This window comes from Serratia sp. YWN4 (assembly GCF_055790845.1).
In genome coordinates, this window is sequence record NZ_CM147696.1 from 5,406,948 (window position 1) to 5,427,946 (window position 20,999).

Consider the following 20,999-nt stretch of genomic DNA (forward strand, 5'->3'; position numbering starts at 1 on the left):
TAATCATTATTCTTCATGAGGTTATCATGTTCTGCGAGCCATATTCAGACTCGCCACGGAAGACCCATTTTTCGAGGTCGTGGCCTCTCACCTGCTGCCAGTCAACACCACTGACGAGCCAGTTGAACTCATCGGGCGTGAGTGACCAGGCAACCTCATTTGCCCGGGGCCAGCGGAAGTTTCCTTTGTGCAGACGACGAACGCACAACCAGACGCCGTGCTTATCCCAGCGCAGCACCTTAATGCGGGAGCGAGCCTTGTTGGTGAAGACGAAGGCGGCACCTTCGTGCCAGGACGCCTGCAGTTCATCTTGCACGTACTGCGTAAGCGTGTCGATCCCGCGCCGCATATCAACGGGTTTCACGGCGAGAAAGACATTTTCAGGCGTCAGCATGCTTGAGCGCCTTGAAGACATCGGTCAGTTGTGAAGGATGGCAGCACATCCGTATTCCGCCGGGCAGGAATAGCGTAACGGGTTCATTCGCCACAGATGAAAAGGGTTCAGAAGGTGGAGCGGATTGGACGATATGAACGGGCAAAACAGTAGGTTTGCTTGCACGTCGTTGAGCTTTTGCGACATCTTGGGGCCATTCACGAAAGGAGGTAAAAGGAATATCGTTGAGCTCACAATACTGCCGGCGGGTAAGGCCGCTGGCGCGCCAACTGGCGACGTGTTGTTTTTTCTGGTCAATGAACCATCGTTGTTTTTGCATCGGTAAACACCCTTGTGTCAGTGGAGGATGGTGCCGATCTTACCTGCTGAAATTATTATGAAAATACGAGTTCACCGGAAGTACACACCGATCCCGGAACTGATGATTGAAGGCGCTACGTTGGCCAGACTCGGATTTACCGCTGGCACCCCGTTACAACTGACGCGCCAGCATCACACCTTGTGGATCACTGTCGTCACCGACGACGCCACCTGGGAAGCATTGTGCGAAGCCAGCCAAGACCGTCCCGACTTGGGTGCGGATTGGGTGCGGGATAACGGCGAGCTGATTATCGGCGGCGACTGGCTCACCGAGTCCGGCATTACCAACGCGGAACAACTGGAACTCACCATTGCGCCCGGTGTGCTTCGGTTACAACGGCGGGAAGTGGAGGTTTTCAAAGCATAAAAGCAACAACCCCGGCCAACTGGCCGGGGTTACTGTTTATGGTTGGTAAGGCTGGTAATCTTCGAACTCCCAGGCAAAGACGCGGGAGAGCTTTTGGGCGATCTCCATCCAGTCACTACCTTCACACTGATCAATATAATCTGTGATGGTTTTAGTAATCTCATCAAGATCATACTTGCGAACCAGTAGAGTATGACGCATCAGCTCAGGCACCCAATGGTGCTTACAGAGCCACTCTGGGGTGCAGATAAATACATCAAAATGATTGATTCCTTCTTCTCCTACTGGTCCTATACATAAATGAGCTAAAAATTGAAAACAATCATCCTGTTCAGGTTGATAACTTGATAAATCAAACCAATCACAACCAATACTTCTTAGAGATGCTTTCATTTACTTTTCCCCCGAAATATTCAAGTGACCGTTACCAACTTTATCCATTTTTCCTGTTTCAATATTTTTTGTATAACTTTCAAAGTTAGCCTGCGTTCCTGTTGGATTTAGTGAACCCGGTGTATTTGGTTTTTCTTTTGGGGATCGATAAATTCTGGTTCCATCGGCACTAACTAACCCTGTGCCATCACTCGTTGGTCTAGATCCTTCGCCAACCCAAATTTTACCCAGCTGATCAGCTTCCTCTTTAGTACCCGCACCAACGCCATAATTTAGCTTTCCATTATCGCCTTTGATTACAGCATCCAACCTCGGATCTTGCTTCGCAATGCTATCGAGGTTTTGTTGCCTTAAATCGTCTTTCAACTTCGCATAGTTGGCTGAGCTACTTGCCGATATCTCATCACTGGCCTTATTGATCAACTGAGACGCTTCAGCAACATCCCCCTTCTTCAGCGCCGCCTCTGCCGCTTTGATTGCCTTACCCGCTGCATCACCAGCAACCGGTAAAATGCCCATCGCCGCAACCAGATAATCCAGCGCACTCTGCGCCTCCGCAAAGCTCTTGATATCACCAATGATAGGCACGAAGTCTATCCCAAAGCCCGCAGCTCCTTTCAGCAGTTCATCGCGATTCTCGCTTATCTTCGCTGAACACGCTTCTGCACTCATCCCGGCACAGTTTTTCTGCTTGTAGTCTTCTACGAGTGCGTTGAGTTCATCCTGGGCTTTTTGGTATTTCTGTTCCTGCGTCACGCCAGCAACTTTGTTCTCGCCGATATCACTCAGCGCGTTATTCTCCACCGCGTTCTTCCCGGCCTGTGCCCCCGCAACAACGTTAGCACTGCTATCACCCACTACGCCACCAACCAGCCCCGCCGCCAATGTGCCCAGGGCGCTAATGGTCTGCCGCTGTTCTTCCGTCAGGTCATTGCGATTGACACCGGGGTACATCTGCTGAGCAATAAATTCACCCATTGCCGCACCGCTGGCTCCCGCTAACGCGCTGTTGCCATTAATGGCTGAGGTCACCGCGCCCAGAACGGCGTGGGCCATCAGGTTGGCTTCGGTATTTACCTTGCCGTTGGCATCTGTGGTCATGTTATGAATCACTTCCGCCAGATACGGCGCACTGGCACCCGCCAGCGCTTTCGCCATATCACCGCCTGCAAGCCCCTGTATGGCCGCCGTTGCCGCCTGGATACCCTGCTGTAGTGAGCTGCCGGTGCCATACTGCTTCATGGCATCTTTGTATTCTTTGGTTTCACGCAGTTGCTCGGCGGTCTTATCCGGGTACTTCTCTTTCGCCGCTTTCAGCCCGTTGATATCCCCTTGGGTTCTGGCAATATCTGCCGCCTGGCTGCCAATTTCACCCAGCAACTGCGCTTCTTTCAGCCGGTTTTGTTCTCTTTCCTTGTCGAAGATTTTGTCCAACCCAGGGTTGGCGTTCTCCACGTCACGACTCAGATCTACCACGTCTTGCTTCTGGTTGGCCTGGTCACGGATAGTAATCGTGCCTTCACTCACCGCCGACTGGGTGGTCGAACTCGCGCTACCGCTGCCATTCACCCCGGTCAGCAGGCCATTCGCCATATTCCCCGCGAACTGCCCACCGATAGGGCCACCGCTGCTGATACCCACGCTCTGGTGCTCAACATCATACGCGGCCTGGTTCTCGATATTGCTAAAGCTCAGCGTACCGGTATCCAGCTTGTTCTTATCCGCAGTCGCTGTCGAACCGATAACCGCCCCGTTCAACTGCGTATGCTCACCCACGGTGATATCAAAGCCACCTTTCCCGGCGAAGACCCCGGTCTGCTCCTGCACGCTGTCGTAGGTCGAGTGCATCTTGTCACGACTCAGATTGACCGAACCACTGGCAGAACCAAACCCGACGCTGCCGCCCGCACTGGCGTTCTGCTGCTTCGAGTCGTAGTTGTCGCTATCGCGCTCACTGGTGAGCGTCAGGTTGCGACCCACATCCATCGTCACCTTCTCGCCGCTCACCTGTGCCCCGGTGAGGGTGGTGTCGCGCCCACTGGTGATGTTGAGGTTGTTACCGGCGTTCAGCGTGGTCTCGGTGTGGGTCAGCATATTGCCGCTTTCAGAACCTTTGCCCTTGTTGGCGCTGGCGTTCAGCGTCAGGCCGTTCTTGCCCTGACCGAAGTTCACGCCCACACCGACAGAACCACCGTGGCTTTCGTTCTTGCCGTCCACCGTCTGGGTGTTCTGGGCAGAGAGCAGATTGACGTCCCGAGCCGCATTCAGGTTGATATCCTTCCCGGCCTGCAACTGGCTGCCCTGAACGTTGATATCGGTGCCGGTTGATCGGATGTTCAGGTTGTTGCCCGCCGTCAGGGTGCTACCCTGGCTCTGCGATTGCACGGTCGTCTGCTCGGATTTCGACGACTGGCTGCCGTAGGAGAGGTTCAGCCCCACCAGACTGGTGTTGGTGTCCCCTGCCTCGCGCAGTTCATTGGCCTGAGCGGCCTGTACCCCGCTTAATGCCGACTTCATCCCCTGCAAGGCGGCAAGACGCCCACTGCTTTCCTTACTCGCATCATTGGCGCTCGATACCGCTGAACTCACCGCACTGCCCACCGTACCAGAGAGCGCCAGCGTCAGGCCGCTCTGTTTCTGCTCCACCACATGCTTCTGGGTGCTCTGGTTTTCTGCGGCGAGGACATTCACTTCCTTGCCGGTCAGGGTGATATCTTTTCCGGCCAATACGTCGGAGCCTTGAACTGTCAGGGTGTTTCCTGCATTCAGCGTAACGTTACCCTGGGTGCTGCCCACGGTGCTGCCGACGCTGGTTTGGGATTTGCCGTCATCGGTGGTTTTGGTGTCATTAGTGCCGTAGCTGAACCCAATCCCGCCGGTGCCGGACAGGCCGCTTTTCTTCTCTTGCAGCATGTGGGTTTCATCCCGCTGCTCGGTCGCGGCCTGCACACTCAGATTGTTACCCGCAGAAAGCGTGACATCCTGCGTGGCAACTACATTGCTACCACTCACCGTCAGGTCACGTCCCGCCTGCAGGGTCACCGTGTCGCCGCTCAACTGGCTGCCGCTGACGGTCTGCTGGCTGAGGGTGTCCCGTGATTCGGTGGTGGTTTTGGAGAGCATGCCGCTGCTGCCCGTGGCCTTGTAATGCTGGTCCAGTGTGGTGGTGTCGATACCATGCTGAATGTTGATATCGTTACCCGCCGCCACACTGAGTTTTTCACCGGCAGAAACGTTGCCTGCGGTGATATTCACATTATTTCCGGCACCCAGTTGAACAGTGCCTGCACCAACGACTTCACTGCCGACCTGCTGACTGCTGGAATGATGCTGCCAGTTATCGCCCCAGTTGAGGTTGTCTTTGCTGCCGGTGGTCACCGTATTGAGGTTCAGGTCACGCCCCGCCGTGATTGACGTGCTGCCGCCTTCGCCGCTGTTAACCACTTGCGCCGCCGTCAGATTCACATCCCGCCCAGCCTGGAGCGCCAGGGTGCCATCCGGTTGCTGAACATACAGCCCGGCGACGCGATCCAGCGTGGTGCGTGCAAAATCGCCACCGGCGCTCTCGGCGCTGCGGGTGGTGGTGATGGCGTTGATATCCCGCCCGGCGGTCGCGGTGAGACTTTGCTGACCGGCAATCACCCCGCCAACATTATTGATATCGGTGCGCGCTTTCAGGGTCACATCGTTACCCTGGATCAGTCCGCCCAGGTTGTTGATATTTTCTGCCAGGATCTGCGTGCTCTGCTGGCCGTTGATGCGCCCGCTGTTGGTCAGATCGCCGCTCAGGTTCAGGCCGACATTTTTCCCGGCCAACAGCGCACCGCTGCCATCCAGGTCACCCGCTTTAACCGTGGCATACACCTGCGGCACCAGCACCTGCTGGGTGCTGCCATCCGGCAACGTCACGGTCTGCGCCACCAGCCAGACGATATCGCCACTGAGCAGTGCCATCTGTTCAGCGGTGAGCGCCACGCCCAGCGTCAGGTTGTATTTCTTGCCGAATTCCACCCCGTTGTTCATCAGGGCCTTGTATTGGTCTTCGTCATTCTGGAAACCGTCGAGGTAACGGTTACCGGTCAGGGCGATCACCTGCTCGCGGATCAACCGTTGTTCGTAATAGCCATCCCCCAGCCGTTTCAGCACGTTGTTCGGATCGGTGGTGAAGGCGTTCATCATGTAATCCGAGCCCAACCACTGTTTCTGGTTGGTAAAGCGCGGATCGGTTTCCACCAGATACGGGCTGCTTTCTGGGCGCACTTGGAACAGGCTGTTGTCCGGCAGTTGGGTGTTTGGCCCCACCAGGCGCACCACCTTGCCGGAGTCCCCAAGGCTTACCTCGAAGGTTTTGCCCGCTGGCAGGGTAATCGCCCCTGGCACTACCGGCAGCAGGTTGCCTGCACCCGGTCCGGCAATCGGCCCGGCGTTGATACCCGCTGCACCCTGGATATCACCGTTGATATCGGCCTGCTGCTGGGCATCAATCACCAGATTGCTGCCCTGGCCCTGGGTATATTCCGCCAGCGTGCTCGGCTTCAGCGTGATGGCCTGGATCACCGTGGGCGGTGTGTAGCCGGTTTCATCAACATTGGAAGAGTCACCGCCCTTCTGCTGGTGACGGGAATAGTAGGTGGCCTTGCCGACATCATTGATCTGCCGGTTGGCTTCCACCTCAACGTTATCGACAGACCCTGCCTGGAGTGCCAACGCGCCACCGGCGATAATCTGGCTCTTGTCGTTAAGAACGCTCCCCGCATTGATGCTGAGATTGCCCCCAGCAATGATTTTGGCCGGATCAGTCTCTTTCACCCGGTCTTCGGTGATGGTGCGGGTGTAGTCGTAATGGGTAAAACGGTCACCGTTGGTGGTGTGGCAGATCACCCCTTCAATACACAGCACATTCACTTCGTCCTGGTAGATGTAGATGGTGTAATCTTTGTCGTTGTAACGCACGCCGTTATTCAGACGCGCCACTTCGTATTCAGAAATATGCTCCTGGGAAACCAGCACGTTCTCCAGCGAGAAGTGGTCGTTAATATTGTTGATTTGCCCGATATTGAGCGTCATATCTCCGGCAGATTCGATGGTGGAACTGTGGTTGTTGAGCACGCCGCCCTGGCCGATGGCCTGGTAGTTACCATCCAGCGCGCCGCCAATTGCCAGGAAACCGTCGCTGTAAATCAGTGCGTGGTCACGGTTATTGAGGGTGCCGACACCGATATCCAGCCGTTGCCGGGCAGCAATCGTCGCCGCCTGACCGTTCTCCGCCAGGTTGTTCAACGTCCCAGCATTGATGGCCAGCGCATCACCGTAAATACGCCCACTGCCGATATTATTGACGGTGGTGCCATTGAGGCGGGTATAAAAGCCATCAATCAGGCCATAGTTGGTCAGGGTCTGGGTTGCAGTGAGTTGCGTGGTGCCCGCGCTGATTTCCGCGCTGGCGCTGTTGAACAGGTTGGTCGCCATCAGGTCAAGCTGGTTACCGGCCTGGATCAGTGACTGGTTGGTCAAATTACCCTGGGTGGTCAAGCTCAGGTCATGGCCCGCCTGCACTGACCCGGTATTGAAGAAATCCTGCGCCAGCGTGAGCGACATATCCCCCAGCGACAGCAGCGAGCCGTCGCCGGTCAGGGAACCGCTGTTCAACGTCAGTTGCTGACCCGCTTCTATGGCTCCGGCGCTGTTGGTGACTTGCTGGGCCTGGGTGTGCAGGCGGTTCTGTGCGCTCAACAGCCCCGAGGTGTTGTTCAGGCTGCCGCTCAGGTTGAGCGTCAGCGCATCATCCACACGCAATGCGCCCTGGCTGTTGTCGACATCCACCGCATTCAGCGTCAGGCTGCCGCCCTGGATGCCATGTTGTGCATCGAGGGTATTCTGGTTGAAGATGCTGGCAGCGTTCAGGGTGACATTCAGTGCCCCCTGGATCAGCCCGGCCCCGTTGTCGATCACCGATTGAGCCGCGTTAAGCGCCATATCACCCAGCGCCTGGATCTGGCCCTGCTGGTTGTTGATGCGGCTGGCAGTAAGATCCAATGTGCCTTTGCTGAACAGGTTGCCTTGCTGGCTGTTGTCGAACGCAGCGGTATTGAGCGTCATCGCCCCGCCGGAAGCCAACAGCCCGTACTGGTTGTTCACATCCGCACTGGCGAGTAACAGATCACCCTGCGCACTGAAGGTGCCGTGCTGATTATCGAGTGCATAACCTTGGGTATTCCACTGCATATCCTGACCGGACTGCAAGGTACCCCAGGCGTTATTCAGCGCCTGCGTCAGGGCATTGATGCTGCCGAGCGCCGCAATCTGCCCTTGCTGGTTATTGATGGCCCCGGAGGTCAAGGTCAGTTGCTGGTTACTGATGAGCACACCCTGCTGGTTATCCAGAGTGCCGGTTTTCAGCGTCAATGAACCCTGGCTGGTGATCCCGCCCTGGTCGCCGCTGTGGGTGTTGCTGAGCGTCCCACCCTGGGTGTCGATCAGCAGGTCGGCAGCACTTTGCAGTAGACCGCCGTCATCGTTGAGTAGGCCGGTATTGAACAGTGACAGATTGCTCAGAGAAGCCAGTTGGCCGCCCCGATTATCCAGTAACCCGGTGTGCAACTGCGTATCGCCACCGCCCACCAGCTTGCCCTGGCGGTTATCCAAAGCGCCGCTGGAAAGCGATAACGCACCGGTTGCGCCGATCAACCCGCCTGCCGAGTTATTAATTGTTTGGCCGTGAGTGTTCAGCGTCAGTGCCGCACCGGACTGTAGGTTGCCCGCCTGATTGTTGAGGGCACCGCTGCTGAGCGTCAGCCCGTTATCCGCCAGAATTTTGCCTGCGCCGTTGTTGATATTGCCGGTCTGGGCATTCAGGGTGCTGGCCGCAATCTGGCCGTTGCGATTATCGAGGTTGCCGGTCGCAAGCTGCATATCGCCTGCGCTGACAATGCCGCCCTGTGCGCCGCTGTTGCGGTTCACCACCTCGGCACCGCGACTGTTCAGGCTCAGTGCTGAACCCGCCTGCATCAACCCACCGGTGTTATCCACCGCGCCACTGAGCGAGGTCAAACGACCATCGGCGGCAATCAGGCCGTCCCGGTTGTTGAGCGTACCGTCCAGGGTCAGCGTCAGATCGTGCTTGTCGGCAGCAATCAGTTGGCCCTGCTGGTTATTGAGGGTTCCGGCGGTCAGCGATAGCGCGCCGTTGGAGAAGATTTCCCCCTCCCGATTATCGAACAGGTCGGTAACATTCAGGTTCAACGTGCCGCTGCCGGTCTGGGTCATCTGCCCACCACGGTGCGACAGGCTAGCGGCGTTGAGGATAATATTTCCTGCCTGAGTAGTGGTATTATCCAGTTGCAGTTGGGAGCCCGTCAGTGCCAGGCTGCCGTTGGACACCACTGCACCGTTGTCGCCGTTCATCTGCCCGGTCTGGAGGGTCAATGCCCCATCACCGGCATGCACAATCGTGCCTTTCTCGTTATTAAGGTTCGCCGTGTTGAGCGTCAGGTTTTTACTGTTGCTGGCAATGGTGCCTGCACGGTTGTTGATGCTGGTCGTGTGCGAGAGGGTTAAATCCTGCTGCCCGAGCTGCTGCACCGTGCCCTGCTGGTTAGATAGCGCCTTGGCAGTCAGTGAAAGCTGGTCGGCACTGAGTTTACCGCCGTCGTTATTGAGCATCCCGCCGGTACGCGCGGAGAGTGTTTGCGTTGCTGCCAGATTGGCCCCGGCGGTGCTGATATCACCCACCGTGGCCTGAAGATCGAGAGTGTTGCCATAGGTCTGGCTGCCGCTGAGATCCAGCGCGGTGCCAGTGGCGGAAAGTTGCCCCGCTGCCGAGTTCTGCCCGTTGGCGGTGAGTTGCCCCTGACTGTTGAGCGTCAGGTTGCCGCTGCTGCCGAGTTTGCCATCGCTGGCCATGCCTGCCGCCAGTACGCCTTGTGCGGTGCTATTAATGCTGGCTGCAGTAAGCCGGGTGTTGCCTTGTGCTGCCACAATCCCGCTGTTGGTCAGTGCGCCGCGGCTCTGCACCTGGGTATCTGCCCCGGCATACAGCTTGCCGCTGTTATTGATATCCCCGGTGGTCGTCACCTGGACGTTCTGAGAGGCGGTAATGGCTCCGCTGTTGGTGAGTGTGCCATCAGCATTGACCACCACGTCACCGGCAATCGCATTGAGCGCCCCGGCATTGTGCACGCCCACCCCGGCTTCGGTGCCCAGCAGGCGGATTTTATTGGCGTACATCCCGCCCAATTGGGACACATCCACCGCCACCTGTGGGCGTGGGCTGCCGTCAGCGGTTTTTGCTGCGACAGTTTGATGTGCGGCATCCACCTGGTTGCGCCCGGTGGTCACCGCCAGGTCATTGGCCCACACCCCGGCATTGATTTTGACCGAACGCGCGATCAGGTCGGTGTGATCCTGCAGGCTGCTGTCCAGCCCATTACCCTGTATCACAATCTCGCCGCGTTCAACGTTATAACTGGTCAGTTGGCCGTTGGTCATCTGCGCCTGGCCGGTGGTGAGTGTGGCGCGGTTGGCGTTGATAAAGCCACAGCCGCTACAGGTGATGCCTGCCGGGTTGGCGATCACCACCTGCGCTTTCTGCCCGGCCACTTCAATAAAGCCGTTCAACTGGCTCGGATCGCGGGCGTTGACCTCATTGAGAATGACTTTAGCTTCGCCTTTTGCCAGCCACGGGTTGGCGGTCACCATCCCGGCGATCTGGGTCTGGGTGTTGAGGTGGCTGTTATTGAGCACCACGCCCTTGTTATCCACATCGAACTGGCTATAAACGTTACGCGAAACCCCTGCCGCGCTTGGCGTCTGGATATTGACCTGCGGCGTGCCGTTGGCACTGCTGATGATGGTCGGCTGCTGGTTGCCCGGCGCGCTGCCATCGGCCACGATATTGGCCTGCACCGGCTGAATGGCCCCAAGGGCCAGCAGCACCGCAAAACACAGGCCATGAACAATACCTATCATCTGGCTGAGGGTGTGGCCAGTGCCGGACGGCGACGACGCGGCCCCCGCACGGCCAGCCCCGGCGATATCGGGCACCACCATCATCATGCCACGAGCCTGGTTGAAAATGAGTCGGTATAAATTCTTGTTCATGACTGCGTCCCTGCGGAAAAGCAAAAAGTAAAAAAATAAGGTCTCTACCTTAATGACCTCAAACGACAGCGTGAACGCTATCGCTTCAGGTCATTAATCCCGGCCAAAACCGGGATGTCTGGTATCAGAAGCGGTAACCGATACCGATATTGAAACCGTTGATAGCATGAGATTTACTGCCATCATCCAGGCTGGAGCCTTCGTAACCGATATTAACGGACCAATTCTCAACAGGATTGATTGCAACACCCGCTGCATACGCAAAGTTCGTTGAATTACGGGAACCCGTAATGGTCATATGACCTTCTGGCGCATCCGCATCAACACTGTTGCGCCATTCATAGCGTCCGTCCATTTTTGTATAAGCAAACCCCAACAGCCCATAGAGGCTGACATAATCATTAATGCGGTAGGCAGGTCCGGCCAGCAACGAATAATATTTCGTATCGAGACTGGTTTTATAGGAATCACCCCAGGCATCATGATAGGCATTGGTGTCATCACCTTTCAGATAACTGAAAGAACCCACAATACTCAGTGGAGAATCCCATTCGTAGCGATATTGCACATTGACACCGTTTAAGCTGCTCGCATCCTGCACCTTGCTATGTGCATACCCCAGAGAGACCGTGTGCTGATCGGCCTGTGCCAGTGAGCTCAAACCCAGAGCGGCGACTAATGCAGAGGTCATCAATAACGCTTTCATTGTTTCATCCTTTAAGTGTGTGCTTGCCTTGGCAGCAGTTTTACGTCGTCCCTAGTCCCGCCGCTGATCGGCGTGCGGGTATTCGGGAAGAGAAACGGATAAGGGATTGGCTGCACGCCAGGCGCGAGCCTGCGCATGACTGACCTGGTCACCCTTGAAATTCATGACGCGTTTACCGCGTTGTGTACCACGATGATAAAGGGAACGAAAACACTGCTCAGGAAACAGCGCTGCACCCACCAGGCGGCGCATCGCCCGGACGTCGCCAAACGGCGCGATCCAGTCACGGAGCCACAGGCGCTCGCCGCTGGCCCAGTCATCCTCCTGCACTAGGATGGCCGGTTGCGTGAGATAACGCGCTTCCGCCTCAACGCTCAGCCACATCCAACTGAGGAAAAACAGCGGCTGGGTGCCCCGGCTGACCAGCATGTAGTGCTGGTGTTTGATAATCGGCAGCAGCACCGTGGGCAACGCGTGCAACGGGAGATCCCGGTGCTGTGGCGAATGCATCCACAGCCACACGGCGGCCCCGAGCACCTCGGCCTCACTGCGATCCCCGCCCAGCATCAACGGGGCATGCACGTCATAAGCACCTATCTGCATCAAAAATCCCAGTTCAGGGTGAAACCCAGCGTGACCGGGCTGGTATCAAAACCATCCGGTTTGGAGAGCGGTACCCCGGCAAAAAGATCATAACGGGTCTTGAAGGCGCTGCCCCGCACGCCGAGTACGCTACCGGCCAGGTTGGTGCCTATCAGTTCCTCAGGACCACGACCGCTGACGTGACCGTAGTCCGCCCCCAGATACAGTTCCTGATTGGGTACCGGCGTGCTCCAGGCCAGCTCATTACGCACCGTCCAACCACCATTAGCGTTCAGCGTGCGCTCACCGTCAAAGCCGCGCACCGTAAAGCGACTGCCGATGGCAAATTGGTCCTGCGGCGTCAGCGGAGTGTTACTCATCTGGCGCTGATACTGAACGTTGTAACGGAAGGTCTGCTTGCCCAGCGAAAACGGCACGTTCAACTGGCTGGAGATCTGGATAATCTTGCTCAGCGCGGTGGCGTCACCGTAATACTCTTCCGGCGCAGGCAGTGCACCGAACCAGCGAGTGCCACGTTGATAGCTGATACCGGCATCCAGCGTCGCCTGCTGGATAAAGTGGCGGTGTTGCAGCCCCATGCGCCAGGCGGCAGTGCGGCGGCGTTGCACTTCTATTTCGGTGTCATTGATGTAGTTTTTCGCGCCACGCGTCAGGATATCGTAGGTAAAGGTGGTTTTCTGGGTGCCGCTGCGGTGCAATACGCGGCTCAGTTGCACCGTCAGGTTCTGGCTGTCGCCACGGTAACGGTAATCCCCGTTCAGCCCGGCCACGGTCTGGTGATAGTCGTAGTCGTTGGCGGTGACCGACAGCATCGCGTAGCGGAACGGCACTGAGTAATGAGCGGTGATGTTTTTGCTGCTCTTGGCATTACCGGGTTGCAGCGCACGCGTGCCGGAAATGTAGAACAGGTCGCTGAGGGACAGCGGATTATCCAGCGAGAAGGTCAATCCCCCCTGGTAACGCCCGGTGCCTTTCGAACCGGAGTCGTCCAGCGATGCGCCCAGCCGCCAGATTTTGGCCTGTTGCCAATGCAGCAGAATGTCGCTTTCGCCGGGTTTTTCACCGGGGACGATTTCCATCTTGGCCTGCACGGTCGGCAGGCGCTGCAGGTTCTCCAAGCCTTGCTCGATATCGCGCAGATCCAATAATTGACCTGCTCGCGGTGGGAACGCATTGAACAGGCTGACATAGTTTCCGCTGTCCGGCGTCAGTTTCACCTGGCGGATAAAACCGGGCAGGATGTTGAGTTGCAGCGTGCCGCTTTTTAGATCTTGCTGCGGGGCCAGCACGCGGGTAGTGATATAGCCGTGATCCACCAGGCGGTTCTGCATAGTGCTCATCAACAGGTTGATACCCTTACCACCCAGACACTGACCCTGCGCCTGATTGGCGATGCGCTGTAATGGCAACCAGCGTGGCAACGCTTCCTGACCGCTCAATTCCACGCGATCGATATTGAAGCAGGGTTTTTCCAGCGGGAATGCCAAACGCCCCAACCGCGAAGCCGGGGGTAACAGACGCACATCGGGCGTCGGGGGCAACAGCTGTTGTTCCAGCGCGCGCTGACGCTGCTGCTGCAAGATCACTTGTTCGTTGTTATTGATGGCGCTAGCCGCAAATACCATAGGTGAAACCATCAGGAGCGCAGGCACAGCAATAGCACAGGCACGGCAATGGCGTGCCCGACGGATAAAACGGGGGGATGGCATCAAACAATCCTTGTTGGAAAACGCTTAATATTTGCTTATACAAATTTGCGCGAATATTAACCATGAGAAAGTCAGTTTGCAATAATTATCCTGGCTTGGCCGCAGATAAAAACACCTCTACCAACCCTGGTGGATGAATGCAGGGTTACCGAAGATCTATATTTGCCATATCATTCAAGATACATAAGGGTTTAACGAGAGTTTAGTTGACGTTGGGAGAGTTCAGAATACATCGAATGGCGGAAGATCACAGGAGTCGAACCTGCCCAGGACCGCTGGCGGCCCCAACTGGATTTGAAGTCCAGCCGCCCCACCGGGGACGAGGATCTTCCTCTAAAACGGAAGCAAGTGGCGGATTATAGCGCGAATCACCCTTAGTGCTAAGCGCGAAATCGTGTTTCCGCGATCCCCTTCTTACACTTTGCCTCCCGGCAAAAATCATCGCTACTTATCTGCTAACCTGATCCGGCCCGGGTTATTCACCCGTCCATTGCTGGAGATGCTATGACCAAGAAAGTTGCCGTCCTGCTAAGCGAAGGATTTGAAGAGGCTGAGGCGGTTATTGTGATCGACGTATTGCGTCGTCTGAAGATTGATGTGGAACTGCTGTCCTGTCAGGATCGGCTGGAACTCCGCAGCTATAACAAGATGCGCATGTTCGCCGATGCTCTGTTGGAACGCCGTATGGATGTCATGTACGACGCCGTGGTAATCCCCGGTGGGCCGCAGGCAACTGCCAACATGGCGGATAATTCGATGGCCGTGGAGTTTATCCGCCGTCACGATGAAGCCGCAAAGTTGATTTGCCCACTGTGTTCCGCTGCTGCTCGCGTGCTGGCCGTTAACCGGTTGCTGCAAGGGCGCCGTTATGTCTGCTCCGGTGAACTGCATCGTAGCGTGGCAGATGGCACCTATGTGGCTGAAAGAGTGGTTGAAGACGGTAACCTGATCAGTGGCAAAGGGCCGGGGGCTGCGTTTGATTTCGCCTTCACGGTTGCCTACCGCCTCACTGGCGATTATGCCGCCACGCAGGAACAGGCTGAGCATATCTATCACGAAAACTGGCAAGTACCACAACAAGCAGTGCCTGCATAAACGCTAAACACTGCTGCTAACTGGGCGCGGCACAGCTAGCGCTTTCTGGCCTGACGCCGGGAGCGAAGACTGTTACCGCGCTTTCTGTTTTTAAACCCTTAGTCATGCCTGCATATTCAGCAAAGTAAACGTGTTATTCCCTACCTCATTGCACATCGACGTTCGCAAACGTTTCACCGCTTCACTACGTAATAAATGACATCTTTTGCAGCTTGGTTTGGAAGATTAGTTCAACAAAGCAGCATGTTTTTGCTTCAACCAAAGTATCAAGGCTTGCCACAGCGCTTCAGCTTGCTCTATACAAGCTGCAACAGCGCTATCCGTCACCAAATCACCTGAATAATCAGCAACGTTACGCTGCTTACGTAATGCATCAAGGTAAATCATGGTTTCACGCGAAATACCTATGGTCAAAGGCAATGATTGAATCATCATCTGATGATGACCAGGTTTACTGGTTAAGGTGCGGAAACCCTCTACCTGCAACGCCAGATTAGCCATTTGCATAATCGCTTTGTAAGCAGTATCGAAGCGGTTTTCGTTGCTAAGTTGCAAAATAGCGGCATCCCGCAAATTACGTTCGGCGGCCGCCAATAATTTCTTGATAGTTAGCGTATCAGTTGGGATTGCCTCCAACCCTATCCCGACTAAATTGCTCAGCGTCATCCTTATCCCCTGCAATCCATAATCTGGGTTTACTCAATACATCCTGAATAAACGCCGTTTTCTCATCCAATGCGGCCAGCCATTCAGCCACAGAGTAAACCTTGGGATTTATTTCCCGCCCCAATTCCGCCTGGAGTGGGTATAACGCCATGACAATCTCATTGAATGTCACATCGCCAACGATCAGCAGATCCACATCGCTGGCATCAGTCGCCTTGCCACTGGCCACTGAGCCAAAAACAAATGCCAGAATGATTCGCGACTCAAAAACAGCCAATGCGGAGCGTAAATGTACGGCTAGTCCAGAGGTTTTGCGGAAAATCGCAGCCAGTTCGGGATAAATCAAGCAATCTACGTTCACACGATAATAAAGCTGCTTACCCTGTTCCTGTTTTTGCAGAATGCCCACCTGTGCCAACTTACTCAATTCTTTATGCAGCGTTCCTGCCTGAGTTGCGGTCTGGCGCGCAATTTCCCGCACGTGAAACGCCTGTTGCGGAGCATTCAGCAACAGATTTAACACTTTGCGCCGGTAATCGCTGAATAAAAACTCCAGTAAAGGCTCGTTCATGCGGGAACTCCATGTAGCTTTATTGGCTTCAAATGTAGCCAATAAAGCTACATAAAACAAATTGTGGATACTACCTAATACCCCACCTCACCATAGCGATCGCGATGCTCTTTGGGCGTCATGTCATAGCCCTTCTTAAACACCGAATAAAAATACTGTAGCGATGGGTAACCGCACATCTGCGAAATCTCATTGATCGGCAGCGATGTGGCGGTGAGCAGGTTGCGGGCGCGATCGAGTTTCTCTTCGTGGATCACGTTATGGATGGTCTGGCCGGTTTCGTCTTTGAAGCGTTTTTCCAGGTTGGAGCGGGACATGCCGATCGCGTCCAGCACCTGTTCTACCTTGATCCCTTTGCAGGCGTGGTGGCGAATGTAATGCATGGCCTGAATCACCGCCGGATCGCGCAGCGAGCGGAAATCGGTGGAGCGGCGCTCGATCACCTTCACCGGCGGCACCAGAATGCGTTGCAGCGGCAACTCGCGCCGATCGAGCAACTGGTGCAGCAGCTTGGCGGCGCGATAGCCCATCTGGCGCGTGCCCTGCGCCACCGACGATAAGGCAACGCGCGAAAGATAGCGGGTCAGCTCTTCGTTATCGATGCCGATCACGCACAGCTTTTCTGGCACCGGGATATCCAAGTGCTCGCACACTTGCAGCAAGTGGCGCGCCCGCGCATCGGTAACGGCAATAATCCCGGTCTGCTGCGGCAGCGTTTGCACCCAATCCGCCAGGCGGTTTTGCGCGTACTGCCAGTTTTCCGGCGCAGTGGCCATCCCTTGGTACACCACGCCCTGATACTGTTCATCTGCCACCAGTTGGCGGAATGCCTGTTCGCGCTCCTGCGCCCAACGTTTGCCGCCTTCCACCGGCAGGCCATAAAACGCAAAACGGTTCAGCCCCTTTTCTTTCAGGTGCATAAACGCCGCTTCCACCAGCGCGTGGTTATCGGTGGCGATGTAATGCACCGGCGGGTAATCCTCTTCGCGGTGATAAGAGCCGCCAACGCCGACAATCGGCACGTTAACGTTGTGCAGCAACTGTTCAATGTTCCGGTCGTCAAAGTCGGCGATCACCCCATCCCCCAGCCAGTCTCGGATGTTATCGATGCGGCAACGGAAATCTTCTTCAATAAAGATGTCCCAATCACTCTGCGATGCCTGTAAATACTCGCCCACACCTTCCACCACCTGGCGGTCGTACACTTTATTGGCGTTGAACAGCAAGGTAATACGGTAGCGCTTTTCGAACATTGGGATCCTCCTGCATCTGTGAATTTTACCTCGCCGCCAAGATCCCCTGAGTGGTTACACCCGGCGCTTGGTGGCGGAATCCATCCACACCGCCAGCAGCAAGATGGCACCTTTGACGATGTACTGCCAGAAGGTCGGCACGTCGAGCATGCTCATGCCGTTATCCAGCGACGCCATGATAAACGCCCCCATCACCGCCCCGGCCACGCTGCCAACCCCGCCCGCCAGGCTGGTGCCGCCGATCACGCAGGCGGCGATGGCGTCCAGTTCGGCAATGTTCCCCGCCGAAGGTGAACCTGCTCCCAGGCGTGAACTGAGGATCAGCCCGGCAATCGCCACCATCAGGCCATTGATGGCAAACACCGCCAGCTTGGTGCGCTCAACGTTCACCCCGGAAAGCCGCGCAGCATCTATATTACCGCCGATCGCATAAATACGGCGGCCAAAAGCGGTGCGCGTCGCCATAAAAATCCCCGCCAACATCAGCGCGGTGAGGATCAACACCGGCGTTGGCACACCACGGTAATCATTCAGCAAATAGATAGCGCCCAGCACCAGAATCGCCAGAATACTTTGCCGGGTAACGTCTCCGCTCGGTGCCGCCACCGGCAATCCAAGCAGGGCGCGCCTGCTGCGCTGCCGCCACTGCCAGGCCACGAACAGCATCAGGCCAACGGCACCGATGCCAAAACCCAGCCCGTTTGGCAGGTAACTCTGGCCAATCTGCGACATCGCATTGCTGGTCGGGGCCACGGTGGTGCCGTTGGTGATACCGATCAGAATACCGCGAAACGCCAGCATACCCGCCAGCGTGACGATAAACGAAGGCACTTTGCGATACGCCACCCACCAGCCGTTCCAGGCACCCAGTAACAGCCCGGCCAGCAGCGTCACCACAATGGTCAGCGGCAGCGGCCAACCGAGCCAGACGTCAAAGATCGCCGCCGCGCCGCCCAGCAAGCCCATCATCGAGCCCACGGAAAGATCGATCTCCGCCGAAATAATCACAAACACCATGCCCACCGCCAGAATGCCGGTGATCGCCGTCTGGCGCAGCAGGTTGGAGATATTACGTGCGCTGAGATAGGCCCCTTCGGTGGTAAAGGTAAAGAACAGCATGATGACAACGATCACCGCCAGCATCACGAACACCTGCAAGTTGACGGACTTCAGTCCCGATAACGGTTTTTTCTGCACCAATGGCGGCAGGTTTGCTTCAGATTGCGTGCTTTTCAACATGGGTTTCACTCCTCAATGCCGCTTCCATTACCTGTTCCTGGGTCAGACTACGGTTGACCAAATCGGCTTTGATGCGCCCCTGATGCATCACCAGCACCCGATCGCTCAGCCCCAGCACTTCCGGCAGTTCGGAAGACACCACAATCACCGCGATCCCTTGCTGCACCAGTTGGTTGATGAGTTTGTAGATTTCATGTTTGGCACCGATATCGATACCGCGCGTCGGTTCATCCAGAATCAGGATTTTCGGCTTCAGCAGCAGGCATTTCGCTAAGATAGCCTTCTGCTGGTTGCCGCCGCTCAGCCGGCCAATCGCCAGCTCCGGCGAAGAGGTTTTCACCTTCAGCCGCGCCAGCGACTGCTGAATGGTGGCCTGCTCCTGTGCGCTATCCAGCACCGTCAGCGGGCCGCTGAAATCCCCCAGCGCCGCCAGCGTCATGTTCGAGCCAACGCTCATCACCGGCACAATGCCGTCGCGTTTGCGATCTTCCGGCACCATGGCGATGCCATACTGCATTGCCTGTCGGCAGGTGGTGATGGTAGCGGGCTGCCCGTCGATGCTGATGCTGCCCTGCCAGCGCCCTGGATACGCGCCGAACAGGCACTGCATGGCTTCGGTGCGCCCAGAACCCACCAGCCCGGCCACGCCGAGGATCTCGCCGCGCCGCAGAGTGAAAGAAACATCGTCCACCCGGCGGATATGCCGGTTGACCGGGTGCCAGGCGGTGAGGTTTTCCACCTGTAGGATCACCTCACCAATCGCGTGCTGCTCCTGCGGATACAGCTCGGTCAGTTCACGCCCCACCATCATGGCGATGATGTCGTCCTCACTCATGCCTGCCGCTGGCCGGGTGCCGATGTGTTTGCCATCGCGGATCACGCAGATCAGATCCGAGATCGCTTTCACCTCGTTCAACTTGTGCGAAATGTAGATGCAGGCAATACCGTGATCGCGCAGATCCGCGATGATCGCCAGCAGAGTGGCAGTTTCGCTTTCCGTCAGCGAGGCGGTAGGTTCATCCAGCACCAGCAGGCGCACCTGCTTGTTTAACGCTTTGGCGATCTCCACCAGTTGCTGCTGGCCCAGCCCCAGTTCACCAACACGGGTATGCGGGTCCACCTCCAGTTTGACCTGCGCCAGCATGCGCTGGCAGCGCAAATACATATTGTCGTAATCCATCAGCCCAAAGCGGCCCCACTCGTTGCCGAGAAACATGTTCTCCAGCACCGTCATCTGTTTCACCAGCGCCAGTTCCTGGTGAATAATGGCAATGCCCTTCTGTTCGGTATCGCGAATGGTTTTTGCCGTAATAATATCGCCGGAAAAATAAATCTCGCCCTGATAACTGCCGTGCGGATATATTCCGCACAGCACTTTCATCAACGTTGATTTCCCTGAACCATTTTCACCGCACAAGGATAATACCTGCCCGGCCTCTAATTGCAGGCTGACATTATCCACGGCTTTTACTACGCCGAATTGCTTAGTGATATTTCTCATTTCTAACAGGCAGGGCATTATTCCCTCCAAAGAGCTTCGTCAGAATTAATTAAGATCGGATTTCTTATGGAAGCCATCGGCAATAATGGTGCTATCGATATTCGATTTATCCACCTGAACCGGGGTTAATAACCAGGCAGCCACTTCTTTACTGCCGTTATTTAATTGGGCATTGGATTTGGGTTGTTCACCTTTACCCAGTTGCACCGCAATATCTGCCGCTTCATCGGCCAGTTTGCTGATCGGTTTATACACCGTCATGGTTTGGGTGCCCGCCACAATGCGCTTCACCGCCGCCAGATCGGCATCCTGGCCGGAGATCGCCACTTTGCCCGCCAGCCCCTGTGCCGCCAGCGCCTGGATCGCCCCACCGGCGGTGGCATCGTTGGAGGCGACAACCGCATCGATATGGTTGTTATTGGCCGTCAGGGCGTTTTCCATAATCTTCAGCGCGTTTTCCGGCAGCCAGCCATCGGCCCACTGATCGCCCACCACTTTAATCTTGCCGCTGCTGATCAAGGGTTGCAGCACGGTCATCTGCCCTTTGCGGAACAGCTTGGCGTTGTTATCCACCGGTGAGCCACCCATCAGGAAGTAATTGCCCTGCGGCACCCGCTGCACCAGGCTTTGCGCCTGCATTTCGCCCACTTTTTCGTTATCGAACGAGATGTAGAAATCGATGTCGGCGTTATTGATCATCCGGTCATAGGCCAGCACCTTAATCCCTTCGCGTTTCGCTTCGCTGATCACATTGCTCAACACCTGGCCGTTGTAAGGGATAATCACCAGCACATCGACGCCACGGTTGATCATATTTTCAATCTGCGCCATCTGGGTTTCTTCATTGCCGTTGGCAGACTGCACAAACACGTTTGCCCCCAGCGATTCGGCTTTTTTAACAAAGATATCGCGATCTTTCTGCCAGCGCTCTAAACGCAGGTCGTCAATTGCCATACCGATTTTAATTTCTTTACTGAACCCGGATTGACTGGCCAGCAGCAAAAGAGCGCAGGCGGAGAGGAGAATAGGCTTAATCATCATCT

Annotated in this window: 15 protein-coding genes and 1 tRNA gene; 2 read left to right on the forward strand and 14 right to left on the reverse strand. The window is 56.1% G+C overall.

Annotation, left to right across the window (positions count from 1 at the left end):
* Positions 1-13: 13 nt before the first annotated feature.
* Together tnpB and tnpA are read right to left on the reverse strand one after the other, a co-directional pair.
* A complete protein-coding gene (gene tnpB / locus ACX9GT_RS24870) occupies positions 14-394 on the reverse strand; it encodes an IS66 family insertion sequence element accessory protein TnpB (protein ID WP_473189059.1) in 381 nt (126 codons plus the stop codon).
* A complete protein-coding gene (gene tnpA / locus ACX9GT_RS24875) occupies positions 381-713 on the reverse strand; it encodes an IS66 family insertion sequence element accessory protein TnpA (protein WP_473189060.1) in 333 nt (110 codons plus the stop codon). Before tnpA ends, tnpB begins: the two co-directional genes overlap by 14 nt.
* Positions 714-770: 57 nt before the next feature.
* On the opposite strand from tnpA, the gene ACX9GT_RS24880 reads away from it, so the two are divergent.
* On the forward strand, positions 771-1,121 hold the full coding sequence (locus ACX9GT_RS24880; RefSeq protein ID WP_473189169.1) for a hypothetical protein: 351 nt from the start codon (positions 771-773) through the stop codon (positions 1,119-1,121).
* A 36-nt stretch (positions 1,122-1,157) separates the two neighbouring features.
* Here the strand turns inward: ACX9GT_RS24880 and ACX9GT_RS24885 are convergent, their stop codons facing one another.
* The 6 genes from ACX9GT_RS24885 to ACX9GT_RS24910 form a co-directional block, all read right to left on the reverse strand.
* Positions 1,158-1,514: an immunity 8 family protein gene (locus tag ACX9GT_RS24885; RefSeq protein WP_473189170.1), complete on the reverse strand. Its 357-nt coding sequence runs from the start codon at positions 1,512-1,514 to the stop codon at positions 1,158-1,160.
* Complete coding sequence (locus ACX9GT_RS24890) at positions 1,515-10,613, reverse strand: hemagglutinin repeat-containing protein (protein ID WP_473189172.1); 9,099 nt, start codon at positions 10,611-10,613, stop codon at positions 1,515-1,517.
* Between the two features lie 124 nt (positions 10,614-10,737).
* Positions 10,738-11,319 (reverse strand): Ail/Lom family outer membrane beta-barrel protein, encoded by a 582-nt coding sequence (locus ACX9GT_RS24895; protein WP_473189173.1) that lies wholly within the window; start codon positions 11,317-11,319, stop codon positions 10,738-10,740.
* Between the two features lie 51 nt (positions 11,320-11,370).
* The gene (locus ACX9GT_RS24900) at positions 11,371-11,922 is read right to left on the reverse strand and encodes a toxin-activating lysine-acyltransferase (RefSeq protein WP_473189174.1); all 552 of its coding nucleotides are present in this window, start codon (positions 11,920-11,922) and stop codon (positions 11,371-11,373) included.
* Positions 11,922-13,559 carry a ShlB/FhaC/HecB family hemolysin secretion/activation protein gene (locus ACX9GT_RS24905; RefSeq protein WP_473191686.1) on the reverse strand — a complete coding sequence of 546 codons (1,638 nt, stop codon included), beginning with the start codon at positions 13,557-13,559 and terminating at the stop codon, positions 11,922-11,924. Before ACX9GT_RS24905 ends, ACX9GT_RS24900 begins: the two co-directional genes overlap by 1 nt.
* Positions 13,560-13,868: 309 nt before the next feature.
* Positions 13,869-13,963 (reverse strand) — tRNA-Sec (locus tag ACX9GT_RS24910).
* Between the two features lie 172 nt (positions 13,964-14,135).
* On the opposite strand from ACX9GT_RS24910, the gene ACX9GT_RS24915 reads away from it, so the two are divergent.
* Positions 14,136-14,726 carry a DJ-1/PfpI family protein gene (locus ACX9GT_RS24915; RefSeq protein ID WP_459400732.1) on the forward strand — a complete coding sequence of 197 codons (591 nt, stop codon included), beginning with the start codon at positions 14,136-14,138 and terminating at the stop codon, positions 14,724-14,726.
* A 225-nt stretch (positions 14,727-14,951) separates the two neighbouring features.
* Here ACX9GT_RS24915 and ACX9GT_RS24920 read toward each other — a convergent pair whose 3' ends face one another.
* The 6 genes from ACX9GT_RS24920 to xylF all read right to left on the reverse strand — a co-directional run bounded on the left by ACX9GT_RS24920 (position 14,952) and on the right by xylF (position 20,997).
* Positions 14,952-15,392, reverse strand: coding sequence for a DNA-binding protein (locus ACX9GT_RS24920; RefSeq protein ID WP_473189175.1), 441 nt, complete (start codon positions 15,390-15,392; stop codon positions 14,952-14,954).
* A complete protein-coding gene (locus ACX9GT_RS24925) occupies positions 15,343-15,963 on the reverse strand; it encodes a nucleotidyltransferase domain-containing protein (protein ID WP_473189176.1) in 621 nt (206 codons plus the stop codon). Before ACX9GT_RS24925 ends, ACX9GT_RS24920 begins: the two co-directional genes overlap by 50 nt.
* A 74-nt stretch (positions 15,964-16,037) precedes the next feature.
* Positions 16,038-17,216: a D-xylose utilization transcriptional activator XylR gene (xylR, locus tag ACX9GT_RS24930; RefSeq protein WP_473189177.1), complete on the reverse strand. Its 1,179-nt coding sequence runs from the start codon at positions 17,214-17,216 to the stop codon at positions 16,038-16,040.
* 54 nt (positions 17,217-17,270) lie between these two features.
* Positions 17,271-18,455, reverse strand: coding sequence for a xylose ABC transporter permease XylH (gene xylH / locus ACX9GT_RS24935; protein WP_473189178.1), 1,185 nt, complete (start codon positions 18,453-18,455; stop codon positions 17,271-17,273).
* Entirely contained in the window at positions 18,433-19,974 is a 1,542-nt protein-coding gene (locus tag ACX9GT_RS24940; RefSeq protein ID WP_473189179.1) for a xylose ABC transporter ATP-binding protein, read from the reverse strand. Before ACX9GT_RS24940 ends, xylH begins: the two co-directional genes overlap by 23 nt.
* A 27-nt stretch (positions 19,975-20,001) precedes the next feature.
* Positions 20,002-20,997 (reverse strand): D-xylose ABC transporter substrate-binding protein, encoded by a 996-nt coding sequence (xylF, locus tag ACX9GT_RS24945; RefSeq protein ID WP_473189180.1) that lies wholly within the window; start codon positions 20,995-20,997, stop codon positions 20,002-20,004.
* Between the last annotated feature and the right edge of the window lie 2 nt (positions 20,998-20,999).